19 protein-coding genes (1 of these 19 running past the window's edge) are annotated in these 18,213 nt (G+C 73.9%); 1 reads left to right on the top strand and 18 read right to left on the bottom strand.

What is annotated here, in order from left to right; genetic code table 11:
• From tyrS to GCL84_RS03465, 13 genes are all read right to left on the bottom strand, one after another.
• Window positions 1-1,020: the 5' portion of a tyrosine--tRNA ligase gene (tyrS, locus tag GCL84_RS03405; protein WP_156753858.1), read on the bottom strand. The gene continues 264 nt to the left of window position 1, outside the view; 1,020 of the gene's 1,284 nt are visible here — the first part of the coding sequence; it begins with the start codon at window positions 1,018-1,020; its stop codon lies beyond the left edge, outside the window.
• A gap of 18 nt (window positions 1,021-1,038) precedes the next feature.
• The gene (locus GCL84_RS03410; RefSeq protein ID WP_156753859.1) at window positions 1,039-1,299 is read right to left on the bottom strand and encodes a DUF3253 domain-containing protein; all 261 of its coding nucleotides are present in this window, start codon (window positions 1,297-1,299) and stop codon (window positions 1,039-1,041) included.
• Complete coding sequence (locus GCL84_RS03415; protein WP_156753860.1) at window positions 1,296-1,931, bottom strand: DNA-3-methyladenine glycosylase; 636 nt, start codon at window positions 1,929-1,931, stop codon at window positions 1,296-1,298. Before GCL84_RS03415 ends, GCL84_RS03410 begins: the two co-directional genes overlap by 4 nt.
• Window positions 1,919-2,434: a hypothetical protein gene (locus GCL84_RS03420; RefSeq protein WP_156753861.1), complete on the bottom strand. Its 516-nt coding sequence runs from the start codon at window positions 2,432-2,434 to the stop codon at window positions 1,919-1,921. Before GCL84_RS03420 ends, GCL84_RS03415 begins: the two co-directional genes overlap by 13 nt.
• On the bottom strand, window positions 2,431-3,858 hold the full coding sequence (gene argH, locus GCL84_RS03425; RefSeq protein ID WP_156753862.1) for an argininosuccinate lyase: 1,428 nt from the start codon (window positions 3,856-3,858) through the stop codon (window positions 2,431-2,433). Before argH ends, GCL84_RS03420 begins: the two co-directional genes overlap by 4 nt.
• A gap of 169 nt (window positions 3,859-4,027) precedes the next feature.
• Window positions 4,028-5,221: an argininosuccinate synthase gene (locus GCL84_RS03430; protein ID WP_156753863.1), complete on the bottom strand. Its 1,194-nt coding sequence runs from the start codon at window positions 5,219-5,221 to the stop codon at window positions 4,028-4,030.
• Entirely contained in the window at window positions 5,218-5,739 is a 522-nt protein-coding gene (locus GCL84_RS03435) for an arginine repressor (protein ID WP_156753864.1), read from the bottom strand. The genes GCL84_RS03430 and GCL84_RS03435 overlap by 4 nt, the downstream gene beginning before the upstream one ends.
• Complete coding sequence (gene argF, locus GCL84_RS03440) at window positions 5,736-6,656, bottom strand: ornithine carbamoyltransferase (RefSeq protein WP_156753865.1); 921 nt, start codon at window positions 6,654-6,656, stop codon at window positions 5,736-5,738. The genes GCL84_RS03435 and argF overlap by 4 nt, the downstream gene beginning before the upstream one ends.
• A gap of 3 nt (window positions 6,657-6,659) precedes the next feature.
• The gene (locus tag GCL84_RS03445) at window positions 6,660-7,880 is read right to left on the bottom strand and encodes an acetylornithine transaminase (protein WP_268891318.1); all 1,221 of its coding nucleotides are present in this window, start codon (window positions 7,878-7,880) and stop codon (window positions 6,660-6,662) included.
• A complete protein-coding gene (argB, locus tag GCL84_RS03450) occupies window positions 7,880-8,764 on the bottom strand; it encodes an acetylglutamate kinase (RefSeq protein WP_156753866.1) in 885 nt (294 codons plus the stop codon). Before argB ends, GCL84_RS03445 begins: the two co-directional genes overlap by 1 nt.
• A complete protein-coding gene (argJ, locus tag GCL84_RS03455; RefSeq protein ID WP_407924359.1) occupies window positions 8,761-9,972 on the bottom strand; it encodes a bifunctional glutamate N-acetyltransferase/amino-acid acetyltransferase ArgJ in 1,212 nt (403 codons plus the stop codon). The genes argB and argJ overlap by 4 nt, the downstream gene beginning before the upstream one ends.
• The gene (gene argC / locus GCL84_RS03460) at window positions 9,969-10,985 is read right to left on the bottom strand and encodes an N-acetyl-gamma-glutamyl-phosphate reductase (protein ID WP_156753867.1); all 1,017 of its coding nucleotides are present in this window, start codon (window positions 10,983-10,985) and stop codon (window positions 9,969-9,971) included. Before argC ends, argJ begins: the two co-directional genes overlap by 4 nt.
• A gap of 83 nt (window positions 10,986-11,068) precedes the next feature.
• Window positions 11,069-12,262: a cytochrome P450 gene (locus tag GCL84_RS03465; protein WP_235925966.1), complete on the bottom strand. Its 1,194-nt coding sequence runs from the start codon at window positions 12,260-12,262 to the stop codon at window positions 11,069-11,071.
• 161 nt (window positions 12,263-12,423) lie between these two features.
• Here GCL84_RS03465 and GCL84_RS03470 point away from each other — a divergent pair, with 161 nt between their 5' ends.
• Window positions 12,424-13,566: a hypothetical protein gene (locus GCL84_RS03470; RefSeq protein WP_156753868.1), complete on the top strand. Its 1,143-nt coding sequence runs from the start codon at window positions 12,424-12,426 to the stop codon at window positions 13,564-13,566.
• Here the strand turns inward: GCL84_RS03470 and GCL84_RS03475 are convergent.
• The 5 genes from GCL84_RS03475 to def are packed head-to-tail and all read right to left on the bottom strand — an operon-like array spanning window position 13,563 to window position 17,979.
• The gene (locus GCL84_RS03475; protein WP_156753869.1) at window positions 13,563-14,537 is read right to left on the bottom strand and encodes an asparaginase; all 975 of its coding nucleotides are present in this window, start codon (window positions 14,535-14,537) and stop codon (window positions 13,563-13,565) included. The genes GCL84_RS03470 and GCL84_RS03475 overlap by 4 nt on opposite strands.
• Before the next feature lie 28 nt (window positions 14,538-14,565).
• Window positions 14,566-15,075 (bottom strand): flavoprotein, encoded by a 510-nt coding sequence (locus GCL84_RS03480; RefSeq protein WP_156753870.1) that lies wholly within the window; start codon window positions 15,073-15,075, stop codon window positions 14,566-14,568.
• The gene (locus GCL84_RS03485) at window positions 15,072-16,508 is read right to left on the bottom strand and encodes an RsmB/NOP family class I SAM-dependent RNA methyltransferase (RefSeq protein WP_156753871.1); all 1,437 of its coding nucleotides are present in this window, start codon (window positions 16,506-16,508) and stop codon (window positions 15,072-15,074) included. The genes GCL84_RS03480 and GCL84_RS03485 overlap by 4 nt, the downstream gene beginning before the upstream one ends.
• Window positions 16,505-17,434, bottom strand: coding sequence for a methionyl-tRNA formyltransferase (gene fmt, locus GCL84_RS03490; RefSeq protein WP_156753872.1), 930 nt, complete (start codon window positions 17,432-17,434; stop codon window positions 16,505-16,507). Before fmt ends, GCL84_RS03485 begins: the two co-directional genes overlap by 4 nt.
• Window positions 17,434-17,979 (bottom strand): peptide deformylase, encoded by a 546-nt coding sequence (gene def / locus GCL84_RS03495; protein WP_156753873.1) that lies wholly within the window; start codon window positions 17,977-17,979, stop codon window positions 17,434-17,436. Before def ends, fmt begins: the two co-directional genes overlap by 1 nt.
• Between the last annotated feature and the right edge of the window lie 234 nt (window positions 17,980-18,213).

An 18,213-nucleotide genomic window follows, 5' to 3' on the forward strand; every position in this document is an offset into this window, starting at 1 on the left:
CGTCGACAGGTCCAGGGCGTCGAGCTCCCCCCGGCCGAACAGGGCCTGGCTGGCGGCGATGACCTGGTCGGTCTCGTGCCTGCCGTGCACCAGGGTCGTGAACTCCTCGGCCAGCCGCTTCTGCGCGGCCCGCAGGTGCGGCTTGTCGGCCGTCTCCTGCTCCAGGGCGTCGATCTCGTCCTTGGACAGGAACGTGAACAGCCGCAGGTAGCGGATGACGTCGGCGTCGCCCACGTTCACGAAGTACTGGTACCAGGCGTACGGCGAGGTCCTCTCCGGGTCGAGCCAGACGTTGCCGCCCCCGGTGGACTTGCCGAACTTGCGGCCCTCGGCGTCGGTGACCAATGGGGCGGTGAGCGCGTGCGCGGCGCCGCCGTCGACCTTGCGGATGAGGTCGACCCCGCCGACGATGTTGCCCCACTGGTCGGAGCCGCCCACCTGCAACCGCGCGCCGTGCGTGCGGTTGAGGTGCAGGTAGTCGTGCGACTGGAGCAGCAGGTAGCTGAACTCGGTGTAGGACATCCCGTCGCCGTCGAGGCGGCGCTTGACCGTCTCCCTGGCGAGCATGACGTTGACCGAGAAGTGCTTGCCGACGTCGCGCAGGAACTCCAGCGCGGTCATCGGCCCGGTCCAGTCGAGGTTGTTGACCACGATGGCGGCGGTGCCCGGCCCGTTGCTGTCGTCGAAGTCGACGAAGCGCTCGAGCTGCCCCCGGATGCGGCCGACCCAGTCTGCGACGGTGTCGACGGGGTTGAGCGTGCGCTCCCCGACATCGCGCGGGTCGCCGATCATGCCGGTGGCGCCGCCCGCCAGGATGATCGGCCGGTGGCCCGCCTTCTGGAAGCGGCGCAGCATCAGCAGCGGCACCAGGTTCCCGGCGTGCAGGCTCGGCGCGGACGGGTCGAACCCGGCGTAGAGGGTGAGTGGGCCCGCGTCGAGGTCCCCGCGCAGGGCGTCGAGGTCGGTGGACTGCGCGATGAGGCCGCGCCAGGTCAGCTCGTCGAGGATGTGTTCACTCACGGCGGCCATTGTCCCTGCTCAGCCAGCGCCCGTTCCACCGGGTTTGCGGTAGCGGACGGGCCCGTGCGCGCGGGCCGGGTCGACCGGGCGCCCGCCCTGGGTGACCTCCAGCTCGCCCCGGGCGGCGAGGTCGGCGGCGACGGCGCGCACCGGGTCCATCAGCGCCCGCCAGTCGTCGGGGCGCAGCGCCCTGGCGATCTCCGAGGGGCACGCGGAGGTGCCCCGGTCGAGGCGGGCGCGCAGGGCCTCGGCGATGCGCTCTGGGCCGGGGTCGGTCATGTCCCCGGGGTGGGGTCCGCGGCGGGGCGGCGCTTGCCGCCGCGCTTGTAGGCGCTGACGGTCTTGTCGCCGGTGATCCAGAAGCGCCAGGGGATGTCCATGGCCACCGCGACGCCGACCCTGGGGCCGGTGCTGACGCAGGCGGGCTCGACGGTCTCCCCCGCGTAGAGGCGCACGGAGGACTCCGGGTCGGTCAGGTCGATGCCGTTGTGCGCGCGTTGCAGCGCCAGGACGCTCGCGAGCTTGGCGGGGCCGCGGGCGAGGTCGTCGCGGCCCCGGGCGGCGGGGCGGCGGCGTTCGGCGAGCTCCACGCCCTCGACCACCTCCCCCGCGCGGAGCAGGACCGCGCCGGGGACGCCATCGGTCAGGTTCACGATGTTGGCGCAGAAGTGCATCCCGTAGACGAAGTACACGTAGAGGTGCCCCGCCGGGCCGAACATGACCGCGTTGCGCGGGGTCTTGCCCCGGTAGCAGTGCGAGGCGGGGTCGTCGCCGCCCCGGTAGGCCTCGACCTCGGTGAGCCGGACGCGGACGACGCCCTGCGGGGTGGTCGACTCGACGACCGCGCCGAGCAGGGCCCGCGCGGCGAGCAGCGGGTCGACGGCGAGTTCGGCGCGGGTCAACTGGCGCATGCCGCCCGCCAGGCCAGGTCCTGCAACCGGGCGGCGTCGGGCAGGCCGCCGTCGGCGCGCCCGCGCGGGTCGAGCCGGAACAGGCCCGCGAGCAGCGCGCACGCGGAGAGGTAGCTGCCCGCGCCGCCGCGCAGGTCCACGCCCTCGCGGGCGGCCAGCGCCCAGGCCGCGGCGACCGGGGTGCTGGTGGCGCCCAGCTCCCGGCCGAGGGTGTCCAGGTCGGCCTGCGCGCGGGGGTCGGCGGGGTCGGCCGGGCTCAGCGCGGCGTGCGCGCCCGCGGCCAGGACGGCGGGGACCAGGACCCGGGCGGCGCCCGCTGCCCCGTCGTGCTGGGCGCGCAGCACGACGTAGTCCCAGCCCTGCTCGCGCGCGGCGGCCCACGCCCCGGCGAGGTCGCCGCCGATCGAGCGGACCCGCACGGCGTGGTCCGGCTCGGCGAGCGGGCCGAGCAGCTCGCTGCCCGACCCGCGGCCGAGGAACAGGACGTTGGCCGGGAGGGTCACTTGCGGATGACCTGCTCCGCCCAGGCGCGGTGGTCGGCGACCCGGTGCACGACCCGCTCGCGCTGCTCGGCGACGCGGATCCCGGCGGTGCCGCCGTGGGCGTCGCGGGAGGCGATGGAGCCTGCGACGGTGAGCACCTCGCGGACCTCGGGGGTCAGCGCGGGGTCGACGGCGGCGAACTCGGCGTCGGTGAGCTCGTCGAGGCCGACGCCGCGGGTCTCGGCGACCTGGACGCACTCGCCCGCGGCCTCGTGCGCGACGCGGAACGGCACGCCCTTGCGGACCAGCCACTCGGCGATGTCGGTGGCCAGGGTGTAGCCGAGCGGGGCGAGCGCGGCCATCCGGTCGGTGTCGAAGGCCAGGGTGGCGATCATCCCGGCCATCGCGGGCAGCACGAGGTCGAGCTGGGAGACGGAGTCGAAGACCGGCTCCTTGTCCTCCTGCAGGTCGCGGTTGTAGGCCATGGGCTGGGCCTTGAGGGTGGCCAGCAGGCCGGACAGGTTGCCGATGAGGCGGCCGGACTTGCCGCGGGCCAGCTCGGCGATGTCGGGGTTCTTCTTCTGCGGCATGAGCGAGCTGCCGGTGGACCAGGAGTCGTGCAGCTTGGCGTAGGAGAACTCCGCCGTGCACCAGATGATGACGTCCTCGGCGATGCGGGAGACGTTGACCGCGAGCATGGCCGTGGCGAAGGCGAACTCGGCGGCGAAGTCGCGCGAGGAGGTGCCGTCGAGGGAGTTCTCGGCGGGGGCGTCGAAGCCCAGCTCCTCGGCGATGGCGGCCGGGTCCAGGCCCAGCGACGAGCCCGCGAGCGCGCCGCCGCCGTAGGGCGAGATGGCGGCGCGCTTGTCCCAGTCGCGCAGCCGCTCGACGTCGCGCAGCAGCGCCTGGGCGTGGCCGAGCAGGTGGTGCGAGAGCAGGATCGGCTGGGCGCTCTGCAGGTGGGTGCGGCCGGGCATGGGGGCGTCCGGGTGCCGCTGGGCCTGGCCGACCAGGGCGTCGACGAGGTCGAGGACGCCGCCCGCGACCTGGCGGGCCGCGTCGCGCAGCCACATGCGGAACAGGGTGGCGATCTGGTCGTTGCGGGAGCGGCCCGCGCGGATCTTGCCGCCCAGCTCGGCGCCCGCGCGCTCGATGAGGCCGCGCTCGAGGGCGGTGTGCACGTCCTCGTCGGCGACGACGGGGGTGAACGCGCCGCTGGCGACGTCGGACTCCAGCACGTCGAGCGCGGTGAGCATCCCGGACAGCTCGGAGTCCGACAGCAGGCCCGCGCGGTGCAGGACGCGGGCGTGGGCGCGGGACCCGGCGATGTCGTAGTGCGCCAGGCGCCAGTCGAAGTGCGTCGACAGGCTGATGGCGGAGAGGGCGGGCGACGGGCCGGATGCGAAACGCCCACCCCACAGAGCGGTGGGTTCCTGCTGGGTCACGGGAGGACTTCCTGGGTTCGGAGCGGGTGAAGTGGTCGAGTATGACCGCCGGGGCGCGGGTCCGCGCCCCGGGCGGGGGGCTTTCCCGGAGGTGCCGCCGGGAAGCCGCCACCTTCCCCGCCGAGCCGGGAACGATGCCGGGCGGGGAAGGTGGCGGGCGGCGGATGTCTCAGCGCTGCGCGCGGCGGGCGGCGATCTTGCTCGGGAGGCCCCAGAGCTGGACGAAACCCTTGGCGAGGCTCTGGTCGAACTCGTCACCCTCGTCGTAGGTGGCGAGGTTGAAGTCGTAGAGGCCGACGTCGGAGCGGCGGCCGGTGACGACGGCGCGGCCGCCGTGCAGGGTCATCCGGATGTCTCCGGTGACGTACCGCTGGGTGTCGGCGATGAACGTGTCCAGCGCGTCCTTGAGCGGGGAGAACCACAGGCCGTCGTAGACCAGCTCGGCCCAGCGCTGCCCGACGGTCTTCTTGAAGCGGGCCAGGTCGCGCTCGACGGTGACGTTCTCCAGCTCCTGGTGCGCGGTGATCAGCGCGATGGCGCCGGGGGCCTCGTAGACCTCACGGCTCTTGATGCCGACCAGCCGGTCCTCGACGATGTCGAGGCGGCCGACGCCCTGGGCGCCCGCGCGCCGGTTGAGCTGCTGGATGGCCTGCAGCACGGTGACGGTCTCGCCGTCGATGGCGACCGGGACGCCCTTGTCGAAGGTGATGACCACCTCGTCGGCGTCGCGCGGCTCGGCCGGGTTGGCGGTGTAGTCGTAGACGTCCTCGATCGGGGAGTTCCAGATGTCCTCGAGGAAGCCGGTCTCGACCGCGCGGCCCCAGACGTTCTGGTCGATGGAGTACGGGGACTTCTTCGACACGTCGATGGGCAGGTTGCGGTCGTTGGCCCAGGAGATGGCCTTCTCCCGGGTCCAGGCGAAGTCGCGGACCGGGGCGATGCAGGTCAGGTCGGGGGCGAGCGCGCCGATGCCGACCTCGAAGCGGACCTGGTCGTTGCCCTTGCCGGTGCAGCCGTGGCTGACGGTGCTGGCGCCGTGGTACTTGGCCGCCTCGACCAGGTGCTTGACGATCACCGGGCGGGAGATGGCCGAGACCAGCGGGTACCGGTCCATGTAGAGGGCGTTGGCCTGCAGGGCGGGCAGGCAGTACTGCTCGGCGAACTCGTCGCGGGCGTCGGCGACGACGGCCTCGACGGCGCCGCACTCCAGCGCCCGCTTGCGGATGGTGTCCATGTCCTCGCCGCCCTGGCCGACGTCCACCGCGACGGCCACGACCTCGGCGCCGGTCTCCTCGGCGATCCAGCCGATGGCCACCGAGGTGTCGAGGCCACCGGAGTAGGCCAGCACGACCCTGTCACTCATGAGCTTTCTCCTTGCTGGTTGTGCACGTTTTCGGGAGCGGTGCGGCTGGCCATCTGGCGGAACCGCCCGGCCAGCGTTGTCCCGGTCACCGGCTCCCGGCAGATGACCATGATGGTGTCGTCCCCGGCGATGGTGCCGACGACCTCCACCAGCGCGGCGCGGTCGATCGCGCTGGCGAGGAACTGCGCGGCGCCGGGCGGCGTGCGCAGCACCATGAGGTTGGCCGACCCCTCGGCGGAGACCAGCAGCTCGGAGAGCAGCTTGCTCAGCCTGGAGGTGCCGCCGTGCACGCCGCGCACGGGGCTGCCATCCTCGGGGATGAGGTAGACCGGCGCGCCGCCGTCGGCGGCGCGCAGCTTGACCGCGCCCAGTTCGTCCAGGTCGCGCGAGAGCGTGGCCTGGGTGACCTCGACGCCGTCCTCGGCGAGCAGCCGGGCCAGCTCGGTCTGGCTGTTCACCGGCCGTTCGGCGATGAGGGCGACGATGCGCGCGTGGCGCGCGGCGCGGGTGGTGGTCACGCCTGGGTCACCAGCCAGGCCAGTAGCGCCTTCTGCGCGTGCAGGCGGTTCTCGGCCTCGTCCCAGACGGCGCTGGACGGTCCGTCGAGGACCTCGTCGGTGATCTCCCAGCCGCGGTGGGCGGGCAGGCAGTGCAGGACGATGGCGCCGTCGTTGGCCAGGCCGAGCAGCTCGGCGTTGACCTGGAAGCGGCGGAAGGCGCCGGTCCGGTCGCGGCCGTCGTTCTCCTGGCCCATGGAGGTCCAGGTGTCGGTGACCAGGACGTCGCAGCCGGTGACGGCGGAGACGGGGTCGGTGTGCACCTCGACGCTGCCGCCGGTCTCGGTGGCCCGCCGCTTGGCGTCGAGGATGAAGTTGTCCTGCGGCTGGAAGCCCTCGGGGGCGGCGACGCGCACGTGCAGGCCCGCGGTGGCGCCGCCGAGCAGCAGCGAGTGGGCCATGTTGTTGGCGCCGTCGCCGAGGTAGGTGAGGGTGACCCCGGCGAGTCGGCCGAGCCGCTCCTCGACGGTCTGCAGGTCGGCGAGGACCTGGCAGGGGTGGAACTCGTCGGTCAGGGCGTTGACCACCGGGACGTCGGAGACCGAGGCCATGGCCTCGATGCGCTTCTGGGCGTAGGTGCGCCAGACGACGGCGTCGACGTAGCGCGAGAGCACCCGGGAGGTGTCCTCGATGGTCTCCTCGCGGCCGAGCTGCATGGTGCGGCCGTCGACGATGATCGGGTGCCCGCCGAGCTGGTGCACGCCCACGTCGAACGACAGCCGGGTGCGGGTGGAGTTCTTCTCGAAGATGGCCGCGACCGACTTGCCCTCGAGCGCGCGGTTGCCGAGCGGGTCGGCCTTGAGCTCCTTGGCCAGGTCGAGGACCTGGCGCTGCTCGGCCGGGGTCAGGTCGTCGTCGCGCAGGAAGTGGCGGACCACAGCTCAGCCCTCCGGTGTTGTTGCGGGCATGGGGACGCTGTCGAGGATGGCGGGCAGGTCGGCGAGGAACGCGCCTGCCTGCTCGTCGGTGAGGATCAGCGGCGGGGCGAGCCGGACGACGTCGGGCTGGACGTTGTTGACCAGGTACCCGGTCTTGAGCGCGGCGGCGGCGACCTCGGCGGCGGCCGGGGCGGTCAGCGCGATGCCGAGCAGCAGCCCGCGCCCCCGGACTCGGGAGACCAGCGGGTGGTCGAGCGCCTCGACCCCGGCGGCGATGTCCTTGCCGAGCGCGGCCGCGTGCGCCAGCAGGTCGTCGGCGGCGATGGTGCGCAGCACGGCGAGGCCCGCGGCGGCGGAGACGGGGTTGCCGCCGAAGGTGGTGCCGTGCTGGCCGGGGCCGAACAGCTCGGCCGCGGCGCCGACGGCGACGCAGGCGCCCAGCGGCAGCCCGCCGCCGAGGCCCTTGGCCAGGGTGAACACGTCGGGGGTGATGCCTGCCTGCTGGAAGGCGAACCAGCTCCCGAGGCGGCCGAGGCCGGTCTGCACCTCGTCGAGGACCAGCAGCGCGCCCGCGGCGGCGGTGATCTCCCTGGCGGCCTGCAGGTAGCCGTCGGGGGCGGCGACGACGCCGCCCTCGCCGAGGACCGGTTCCAGGAAGAGCGCGGCGGTGTCGGTGTCGACGGCGGCCTCGAGCGCGGTGACGTCGCCGTACGGGATGTGCGTGACGCCGGGGGTGACCGGCTCGAACGGGGTGCGCTTGGCGGGCTGGCCGGTGAGCGCGAGCGCGCCCATGGTCCGGCCGTGGAAGGCGCCCTCGCAGGCGACGACCTTGGTGCGGCCGGTGAGCCTGCTGAGCTTGAGCGCGGTCTCGTTGGCCTCGGCCCCGGAGTTGGCGAACAGGACCTTGGCCTGGCCGGTGAGGCCCGCGGCGTCGAGCAGGGCCTCGGCGAGTTCCAGCGCGACCGGGTTGACGTAGAGGTTGCTGGTGTGGCCGAGGGTGGCGATCTGGGTGCTGACCGCCTCGACGACGGCGGGGTGGGCGTGGCCGAGCGCGTTGGTGGCGATGCCGCCGACGAGGTCGAGGTACCGGTTGCCGTCGGCGTCGAAGACGTGGGCGCCCTCGCCGCGGACCAGGGTCAGGGCGGGCGTGCCGTAGTTGTCCTGCATGGCGGACTTCCAGCGGCGCTGGCCGTCCTCATTCGATTCGACGGAGCACGTGTCCACTACTCACTCCCTTCCTGGTCGGGCAGCACCATGGTGCCGACTCCGGTCTCGGTGAACACTTCCAGCAGCACGGAGTGCGCCAGGCGCCCGTCGATGACGTGCGCGCGCGGCACCCCGCCGGTGACGGCCCGCAGGCACGCCTCCATCTTGGGGACCATGCCGCTCTCCAGGCTCGGCAGCAGCTCGCGCAGCCGCGACGCGCGGATCTCGGGCAGCAGCGAGGAGCGGTCGGGCCAGTCGGCGTAGAGGCCCTCGACGTCGGTGAGGACCACGAGCTTCTCGGCTTCCAGCGCCACGGCGAGCGCGGCGGCGGCGGTGTCGGCGTTGACGTTGTGCGGGACGCCGTTGACGTCGGGGGCCACTGTGGACACCACCGGGATGCGCCCGGCGCGGACGATGTCGAGCACGGCGTCGGGGTTGACCGTGACCACGTCGCCGACCTGGCCGAGGTCGACGACCTCGCCGTCGACGACGGTGGTGCGGCGCTCGGCGGTGAACAGCCGCGCGTCCTCGCCGGAGATGCCGACCGCGTGCGGGCCGTGGTGGTTGATCAGACCGACCAGCTCCCGGCTGACCTGGCCGACGAGCACCATCCGCACGACGTCCATCGTCTCGGGGGTGGTGACGCGCAGGCCGCCGCGGAACTCCCCGGCGATGCCGAGGCGCTTGAGCATGGCGCTGATCTGCGGGCCGCCGCCGTGCACGACGACCGGGCGCAGGCCCGCGAGGCGCAGGAAGACCATGTCCTCGGCGAAGGCCTTCTTGAGCTCGTCGTCGATCATGGCGTTGCCGCCGTACTTCACCACGACGAGCGCGCCGTTCAGCCGCCGCAGCCAGGGCAGGGCCTCGACGAGGATCGCGGCCTTCTCGGTGGGGCTGGTCATGAGGAGTAGGCGCTGTTCTCTTCGACGTAGGCGTGCGACAGGTCGGTGGTGAGCACCGTGCCCTTGCCCTCGCCCGCGTGCAGGTCGATCTCGACCAGGATGTCGAGGCCGGACAGGTCGGCGTCGAGCCGGTCGCCGACACCCAAGCCGTCCTTGCAGACGACCGTGCCGTTGAGCGTGATGTCCAGGCCGGACTGGTCGAACTCGGTGGGCGCGTTGCCGACGGCCATCGCGATGCGGCCCCAGTTCGGGTCGCCCGCGAAGAAGGCGGTCTTGCACAGGTTGTCGCGGGCGACCTCGCGGGCGGTGGCGACCGCCTCGGCGTCGGTGCGCGCGCCGGTGACCTTGATGGTGACGTGCTTGGTGACGCCCTCGGCGTCGGCCTGCAATTGGGCGACCAGGTCGGCGCAGAGGTCGGTGAGCGCGGCGGTGAAGGTCTCCGCGTCGGGGGCGACCCCGGAGGCGCCGGAGACCAGCAGCAGCAGCGTGTCGTTGGTGGAGGTGCCGCCGTCGATGTCGAGGCGGTTGAAGGTGTGCTCGATCGCGGCGCGCAGGGCGGCGTCGGCGGTGGGCTGGTCGATGTCGGCGTCGGTGGTGACGACGCTGAGCATGGTGGCCATGTTGGGCGCGCACATGCCCGCGCCCTTGGCGAAGCCGCCGATGGTGAAGCCGGACTTGTGGGCCAGCGCGGCCTGCTTGGGCCGGGTGTCGGTGGTCAGCACGCCGGTGGCGGCCTCGAGCGAGCTGTCCACCCCGTGCGCAAGCGCTTTCACCAGGGCGTCCACCCCGCCGAGGACGGCGGGCATGGGCAGCCGCTCGCCGATCAGGCCGGTGGAGCAGACCGCGACGTCGACGGCGCCGAGGCCGAGGACCTCGGCGACCTTCTCCGCGGTGGCGTGGGTGTCCTGGAACCCGCCGGGGCCGGTGCAGGCGTTGGCCCCGCCGGAGTTGAGCACGACGGCCTTGAGCGCGCCGGTGGTGAGCACCTGCTGCGACCACAGCACCGGGGCGGCCTTGACCTTGTTGCGGGTGAACACGCCCGCGGCGACGGTGGCGGGGCCCTCGTTGACCACGAGCGACATGTCCGGCTTGCCGTTGGCCTTGATGCCCGCGGCGACGCCCGCGGCGGTGAAGCCCCTCGGCGCGGCGACCCCGCTGCCCCGGTCGATCGGGGCGCTGGTCGCACTCACGGCGCTGGTCTCACTCACGGCGCTACCCCCACGGTGGACAGGCCCGTCGTCTCGGGGAGGCCGAGGGCGAGGTTCATGGACTGCACGGCGGCGCCCGCCGTGCCCTTGGTCAGGTTGTCGACGGCGGCGACCACGACGAGCTTGCCGAGGTCGGCGTCGACGGTGAGCTGCAACTGGACGGCGTTGGAGCCGAGCACGGCGGCGGTGGTGGGCCAACGGCCCTCGGGCAGCAGGTGCACGAACGGCTCGTCGGAGTAGGCCTTCTGGTAGACCGCGCGCGGGTCCTCGGACGAGGCGAGCTTGGCCGTGCAGGTGGCGAGGATGCCGCGCGGGAGCGGGGCCAGCACGGGGGTGAACGACACCGCGACCGGGGCGCCCGCGAGCGCGCTCAGGTTCTGGGTGATCTCCGGGGTGTGCCGGTGCGCGCCGCCGACGCCGTAGGTGCTCAGCGAGCCCATGACCTCCGAGCCGACCAGGTGCGGCTTGCTGGACTTGCCCGCGCCGGAGGTGCCGGACACGGCCATGACGGTGACGTCCGGCTCGACCAGTCCGGCGGCGACGGCCGGGGCGAGGGCGAGGGTGCTGACCGTCGGGTAGCAGCCGGGGACGGCGACGCGCTTGGTCCCGCGCAGGGCCGCGCGGCCGCCGGGCAACTCGGGCAGGCCGTAGGGCCAGTGCCCGGCGTGCTCGCCGCCGTACCACCGCTCCCACGCGGCGGCGTCGGTCAGCCGGTGGTCGGCGCCGCAATCGATGACGACGGCATCCCCGAGCTGGGCGGCGATCTCCGCCGAGCGCCCGTGCGGCAGGGCCAGGAAGACCACGTCGTGGCCCGCGAGGGTCTCCGCCGTGGTCTCGGCCAGCACCCGGTCGGCCAGCGGCAGCAGGTGCGGCTGGTGCTCGCCGAGGGGCGAGCCCGCGTTGCCCCCCGCCGTCAGCGCGCCGATCTCCACCTCGGGGTGCGCGAGCAGCAGGCGCAGCAGCTCGCCGCCCGCGTAGCCGCTGGCGCCCGCCACCGCGATCCGGATCGTCATATGGATGATTATGCACGCTCGTGCAATATCAATCAATCGCCTTCACCCGGAGGTGTCGAACCGCACAGCGCCGATCCGGCGTCTCACCACTCCACGGGCAGCTCCGCGACGCCGTAGACGACGCTGAACGAGCGGAAGGCAGGCTCGGCCCCGGGGGCCAGGCGCAGGTCCGGGAAGCGGTTGAGCAGGGCGGGGAAGGCCGTGCGCAGCTCCATCCTGGCCAGCGGGGCGCCGAGGCAGTGGTGGATGCCGTGACCGAAGGCCAGGTGGGCGATGTCCGGCCTGCTCAGGTCGAGGCGGTCGGGGTCGTCCACAGCGGCGGGGTCGCGGTTGGCCATGGGGATCGAGACGACGAGCAGGTCACCCTTGACGATGGGGTGGCCGTTGATCTCGGTGTCGGCGGTGGCGATCTTGAGGGTGCCGGTGTGCACGATGCTCAGCCAGCGCAGCAGCTCCTCGATCGCGTTGCCGATCAGGTCGGGGTCCGCGCGCAGGGCGGCGAGCTGATCGGGGTGGCGCAGCAGGGCCAGGGTGCCCAGGCCGAGCATGTTGGCGGTGGTCTCGTGGCCCGCGATGAGCAGCAGGTTGCCCATGCCCGCGAGCTCGTCGTCGGTGAAGTCCGACCCGTGCTGGACCAGCGCGCCGATCAGGTCGTCGCCGGGGTCGGCCCTGGCCTGCCGGACGAGGGAGAGCATGTACTCGCGCATGCGGCGGGCCTCGGCGAACAGCTCGTCGGCGGGCAGCGAGACGTCGACCAGTTTGGCGGTGCGGGCCTGGAAGGAGTCCCGGTCGGCGTAGGGGACGCCGAGCAGCTCGCAGATGACCAGCGACGGGATCGGCAGGGCGAAGTCGGCGACCAGGTCGGCGCGCCCCTTGGCCTGCATGGCGTCCAGGTGCTCGTCGACGATCTCGGCCACCCGCGGCTCCAGCGCGCGCATCCGGCGCACGGTGAACGCGCCCGCCAGCGCCTTGCGCAGCCGGGTGTGCTCCGGCGGGTCGAGGGCGAGCAGGTTGCCCGCCAGCGCCTGGCGCCGCTCCTCCTCGGAGGCGCCGAAGACGTCCAGCCGCCGCGTGGCCTTGCGCGGGTCGTTGGCGAAGGTCACAGGGTCGGCGAACACCCGGCGCACGTCCTCGTGCCGGGTGATCAGCCAGGCCTCCATGCCCAGCCGCACCCGCACCCTCGGGACCTCCCCGGTCTCGCGCAGGCCGAGCAGGTCGGGGCCGAGCTGGAAGCCTTCGCGGCGCATGTGCAGCGGCAGCTCGGAAGCCTGGGTCACGGGCGCCTCCATCGTGGTGGGGTTCGGGGTCGCCCCTCGACCGTGCCACGGGGACGGGGTGGGTTCATCGGGCAAATGAGTGACCCGACCCCGTCGCAGGGCGTGAGTGTGGACCGGCTTGGCGGATGTTTCCCACACCCGGGCCTGCCATCGTCGGCGACATGCGAAAAAGCCTGGCCTCCTGCGCCCTCGCCGTCGCCGCCCTGCTCGCCGCGACCGCCCTGCCCGCCGCCGCCGACCCGGCACTGACCACCCGGCCCCTGCCCCTGCCGCTCGGCGCGACCCTCGGGACCGCTGTGGAGAGCACCGCCTCCGGCGTCTACGGCACCGCGGGCGTTCCCGGCAGATCGCGGGCCGTGCGGTGGACCGGCTTCCGCGTGGTCCCGTTAGAGCCGCTCGACGGCGTCAGCACCGTGATCGACGCGAACGACCTCGGGGCTGTCGCGGGCGCGCACAACGGCCGCGCGACCGCGTGGATCGCGGGCAGGCGCCTCGACCTGCACCCGGCCGGGTTCGACACCAGCGAGGCCATCGGCCTCAGCGACCTGGGCCACGTCCTGGTGCGGGCGACGACGGCCACGAGCACCCAGCTCTCGCTGTGGCGGGCGGGCCACACCCGCCTGCTCGCCGACTACCCCTTCCCCGAGCCGAGCGAGGCGACGATCAGCAGGCGCGGCGACGTCGCCGCGCGCGTGTTCACCACCACCAGCGAGAGGACCCTGGTGTGGGACGCGGCGGGCGGCGCGCCCCGGACCGTGTCGGGGCAGTCGGCGCTGCTGCCCATCGAGTTCACCCGCACCGGCGAGCTGTTGGCGCAGGAGTGGCGCGTGGTGGGTCGGGACCCGATCTGGCACGCGCAGGTCGTCCGCGGCGACGCGCGCACGGAGCTGCCGCCCCTCGACCCCACCGGGAACGCCTTCTACGGCGGCTCCGTCGACGGGCGGTACACGCCTGCCCACCGGGCCAACGGCTCCGGGGTCGTGGTCGGCTCCTCCTACATCCCGGGCGTGGGCTCGCACGCGACGATGTGGCGCGACGGCAGGCCGATCGACCTGACCCCGGACGGCGCCTACGCCTACGCCGTGGAGGTCAACGAACGCGAGACGGTCCTGATCCGCGACTGCGTCGAGGTCGACGCCGACCTCGACTGCGAGCTGTCCCTGCTGCGCGGCCAGGACCGGGCGGAGATCGCGCTGCCCGACGGCGCCACCGAGGTGTCCGTGCGGCTCGACCCGTACCGGGACCAGGTGGTCGGCACCTACCGGGGCGCGGCGGGCCAGACCGTCCCGTTCGTGACCCGCTAGCGGTAGCGGGCGAACACGGCGCCGACCTGTTCCCGGGCGGCGCCGTCGGCCACCAGCAGGTGGAGCAGGAGCCGGGCTTTGAGCGGGTGCAGGGCCGCGCCGTGGTGCACGCCCCTGGCGAGCAGGTCGATCTCCGAGCCGGGGTAGCCGTAGGTGCCGGTCAGCACTGGGCCCGCCCCGGCCCGGGAGGTCAGCACGACCGGTATCCGCGCGGCGGCCTCGGCGACGGCGGGGACCATCGCCGCCGGGACGTGGCCGCCGCCCACCGCTGCCAGGACCGCGCCGTCGAGAGCCGGGGCGGCCAGCCGCAGCACCTCGCCGTCGTCGCCGAGGGAGATGGTGAACAGGCCGATCCTCGGGGTGTTCGCGGGGATGGGGAGCGCGGGGCGCACCGGGGCGAGGCGGCGGAGGGCAGGGGCGCCTTCGACGAGCAGGCCGAGTGGGCCCGTGCCGGGTGAGACGAAGGCGGCGGGGCTGGTGGTGTGCGCCTTGACGACGTGGCGGGCGGCGTGCACCTCGTCGTTGAGCACCACCAGGACGCCGAGGTCGCGGGCGGCGGTGTCGGCCGCGGTCCGGACGGCGGCGAGGAGGTTGGCCGGTCCGTCGGCGCCCGCGGCGGTGGGGTGGCGCATGGCGCCGGTGACGACGACGGGGGCCGGGGTGTCCACTGTGGCGTCCAGGAGGAAGGCCGACTCCTCGAGGGTGTCGGTGCCGTGGGTGACCACGACCCCGTCGGCGCCGTCGGCCAGTTCGGCGGCGATCGCGGCGTGCAGGGCTTTGAGGTCGTCGAAGCCGACCGAGGGACTGGGCAGCGAGCGCAGGGTCCTGGCGGTGATCTCCACGCCGCTGCCCGCCAGCTCCGGGATCGCGGCCACCAGGGACTCCGCGTCGAGTGCGGGGGCGACGCCACCGGTCGCGACCGGGGCCATCGCGATGGTGCCGCCCATCGCCAACACCGAGATCCTCGTCATGGGCTCACGGTAACGCTGCCCGGTGTGGCTAGGGGTTGCCGATGAGGTCGAGCAGGGAGGTCCACCGGCCGACGGTGAGCAGGTCGACCACGCTGGCCTCCGCCGCGCGCAGGGTGGCCAGGTGCGTCGGCCAGAGCGGGTGGGCCGCCGACTCCCCCGACACCAGCGTCCCCACGGCCACCGGGACGCCCGGGCTGCCCAGGGCCTGGTTGAGGTGGGTGAGGGCTTGGCTGTCGGCGATGCCCATGGCCAGTTTGGCCACCGAGTTGGCCGAGGCCGGGGCGAAGACGAACGCGTCCGGCCGGGGGTAGGGCTTGGGGTCGGTCGGCAGGCGGGAGTGGTGGCGGACCGGGAGGTCGGTCAGGGCCTGCAACCTCTCCGTCTCGCCGTTGGCGTCGAGCCAGCGGCCGAAGGTGGGGGTGGCGGTGATGGCCAGGCGCCAGCCCAGGGCGGCCGCCGGTTCGGCCAGCTCGGCGCGGAAACGGGTCTCGCCGCCGCCGCAGGCGGCGGCGACGAGGCCCAGGATCCGGTCGGTCACCGCTGGAGCAGGGCGCAGAACATCGCGTCGGTGCCGTGGCGGTGCGGCCAGAGCTGGACGTACGGGCCCTCGCCCAGGTGGGGGACGTCGGGGAACGAGGGGCGCGCGTCGAGGACCGTCGCGCCGGTCTTGCGGGCCACGGCGGCGACCACGCCCTCGGTCTCGGACAGGTGCGGGGAGCAGACCACGTAGGCCACGACGCCACCGGGGCGGACCAGGCCGAGCGCGGAGGTGAGCAGCTCGCGCTGGAGCTTGGTCAGGTCGCCGACGTCGGAGGGCTGGCGGCGCCAGCGCGACTCCGGGCGGCGGCGCAGCGCGCCCAGGCCGGTGCACGGCGCGTCGACCAGCACCCGGTCGTAGTGGTCGGCGGGCAGGCCGGGGTCGCGGCCGTCGGCGACGCGCACCTTGACCGGCAGACCGGAGGTGATCCGCTCGACCAGCGCGGCCCGGTGCGGGGTCTGCTCGACGGCGTCGAGCGTGCCGCCGGAGATGCCGACGAGCGCGCCGAGCAGCGCGGCCTTGCCGCCGGGGCCCGCGCACAGGTCCAGCCAGGCCTCGTCGCCGCCTTCCAGCGGAACGCGGGTCAGGGCGAGCGCGCACAACTGGCTGCCCTCGTCCTGCACGCCCGCGAGCTTCTCGCGCACCGGGTCGAGCGCGCCCGGGTCGCCCGAGCCCGCGTCCAGGTGCACCGCGTAGGGCGAGTACGGGCCGGGGTCGCCGCCGGTCATCGCCGCCAGCTCTTCAGCGGAGACCTCGCCGGGCCGGGCCACCAGGTGCACCAGCGGGCGGGAGTCGTCGGCGCGCAGCGCGGCGGCCAGCTCGTCGCCGGTGGTGCCCAGTGCGTCGGCGAAGGCGCGGGCGATCCAGCGCGGGTGCGCGGTGTGCGCGGCCAGGTTGCCCACCGGGTCCTCGTCGGCGGCCGGGGCGAGCTTGTCCAGCCACGCCGCCTCGTCGCGCTCGGCGACCTGGCGCAGCACGGCGTTGGCGAAGCCGGTCACCCGCGAGCCGAGGTCGTTGCGGACCAGGTCCACAGTGGCCGCGACGGCGGCGTGCGCGGGGATCCTGGTGCGCAGCAACTGGTAGGCGCCCAGCCGCAGCGCGTCGAGCAACTGGGGCTCCACTTTGGCCAGTGGGCGGTCGCAGCAGGCGGCGATGACCTCGTCGAGCAGGCCGCGCGCCCGGCAGGCGCCGTAGGCCAGCTCGGTGGCCAGTCCGGCGTCGCGGCCGGTGATGCGCCGGTCGCGCAGCAACTTGGGCAGCACCAGGTTGGCGTAGGCGTCGTCGGCGCGGACCGCGCGCAGCACGTCCAGCGCGGCGCGGCGGGCCTGGTCCTCCGACGGCGGGCGCGCCGGACCGCTCGGCCGCTTCGGCGGGTGCGCGCGCCGGGGTCCGCTGGCGGCGCCGCGCTGCGGCCGTTTGCCTTGCTGGGTCACGACAGAGACTCTCCCGCTTCGATCCTGCTCCCGCGCGCCCAGTCGGCCGCACGCATGCGCTTCTTGCCCTGCTGCTGGACCTCGCCGAGCGCCACCGGCCAGGTCGCGGTGCCCACGAGCACCCGCTTGCGCTCGACGAGCAGTTCGCCCGCCTCGAGCTCCACCTCGGACTCGGCCCGGGTCACCGGGCCCAGCTTCACCCGCTCCCCGCGGAACAGCGCCCACGCCCCCGGGTCCGGGGTCACCGCCCGCACGAGCCGGTCGACGGCCATGCCGGGCAGCGCGAAGTCCACGCGCGCGTCCTCGACGGCGATCTTCGGCGCGAAGCTGACCCCGTCGGCGGGCTGGTCCACCGCCACCAGCGACCCGTCGGCGATGCCGTCGAGGGTGCGCAGCAGCAGCCCGGCCCCGGACTCGGCCAGCCGCGCGAGCAGCGCCCCCGCGGTGTCGTCCGGGCGCACCTGCTCGGTCAGCACGCCGAACACCGGTCCGGCGTCGAGCTCCTTGACGATGCGGAACGTGCTGGCCCCGGCGAACTCGTCGCCGTGGCGCAGCGTGGCCTGCACCGGCGCGGCGCCGCGCCAGGCGGGCAGCACCGAGAAGTGCAGGTTGATCCAGCCGTGCGCCGGGATCTCCAGCGCGGCCCTGCGCAGGATCGCCCCGTAGGCGACCACCGGGCAGGCGTCCGGGGCCAGCTCGCGCAGCCGGTCGAGGAATTCCGGCTCGCTGGCCTTGACCGGGGTCAGCACCTCGATGCCGTGCTCGTCGGCCAGCGCCCCCACCGGCGACCGCAGCACCTTGCGCCCCCGCCCGGCCTGCGCGTCCGGCCTGGTCACGACCGCGACCACGTCGTGGTCCGGGGAGTCGATGAGCGCCTTGAGCGCGGGCAGGGCAGGCTCCGGCGTGCCCGCGAACACCAGCCGCATCAGCGCGCCCCGAACAGCGGGTGCGGGCTCTGCTTGATGGTGGGCGCCGTCCCGTCGAACCACTCGGCCCGGCGGATCTCGCGCATCGCGGTCTTGCGGGTCTCGTCGTCGAGCCGGTCGAGGAACAGCACCCCGTCGAGGTGGTCGGTCTCGTGCTGGATGCAGCGCGCCAGCAGGTCGCTGCCCCGCACCTCCAGCGGCTCACCGTGCAGGTCGAACCCGCGCGCGACGACGTTCTTCTTGCGGACGCAGTCCCAGTAGTGCCCGGGGATCGACAGGCAGCCCTCCGGGCCGTCCTGGTCCTCGTCGTCGAGGGCGGTCCACACGGGGTTGACCAGGTGGCCTTCCTCGGTGCCGCAGTGGTAGGTGAACACCCGCAGCCCGACACCGAGTTGGGGGGCCGCGAGGCCCGCGCCGCCCTGGTTCTCCATCGTGTCCCACAGGTCGCGCACGAGGTTGCGCAACTCGCGGTCGAAGTCGGTGACCTCGGCGGCGCGGGTGCGCAGCACTGGGTCGCCGAACAGGCGGACGGGCTGGACGGTCATGCTTCCCCTTTGTGGTTGCTGGGGGACCAGTCTATGCCGGTGGGGGCTGTGCTTCTGGTGGGGTGTGCTCTCCGGCGAGCAGGTGCTTCTGGGTGGGGCGCTTGTGGTGGGGGGCGCTGGATCCAGCCTTCGCGTTGCTGGGCGCCGGGTGCTTTTTGGAGGCTGTGGACAACTCGGTCTCAGGCGTCGGAAGTGTCGGTCCCTGGCGGTAGCGTGGAAACCGGGGGGCCGAAG

The sequence above is a fragment of the Actinokineospora pegani genome, from assembly GCF_009745975.1.
In the GTDB taxonomy this organism is placed as follows: Bacteria; Actinomycetota; Actinomycetes; order Mycobacteriales; family Pseudonocardiaceae; genus Actinokineospora; species Actinokineospora pegani.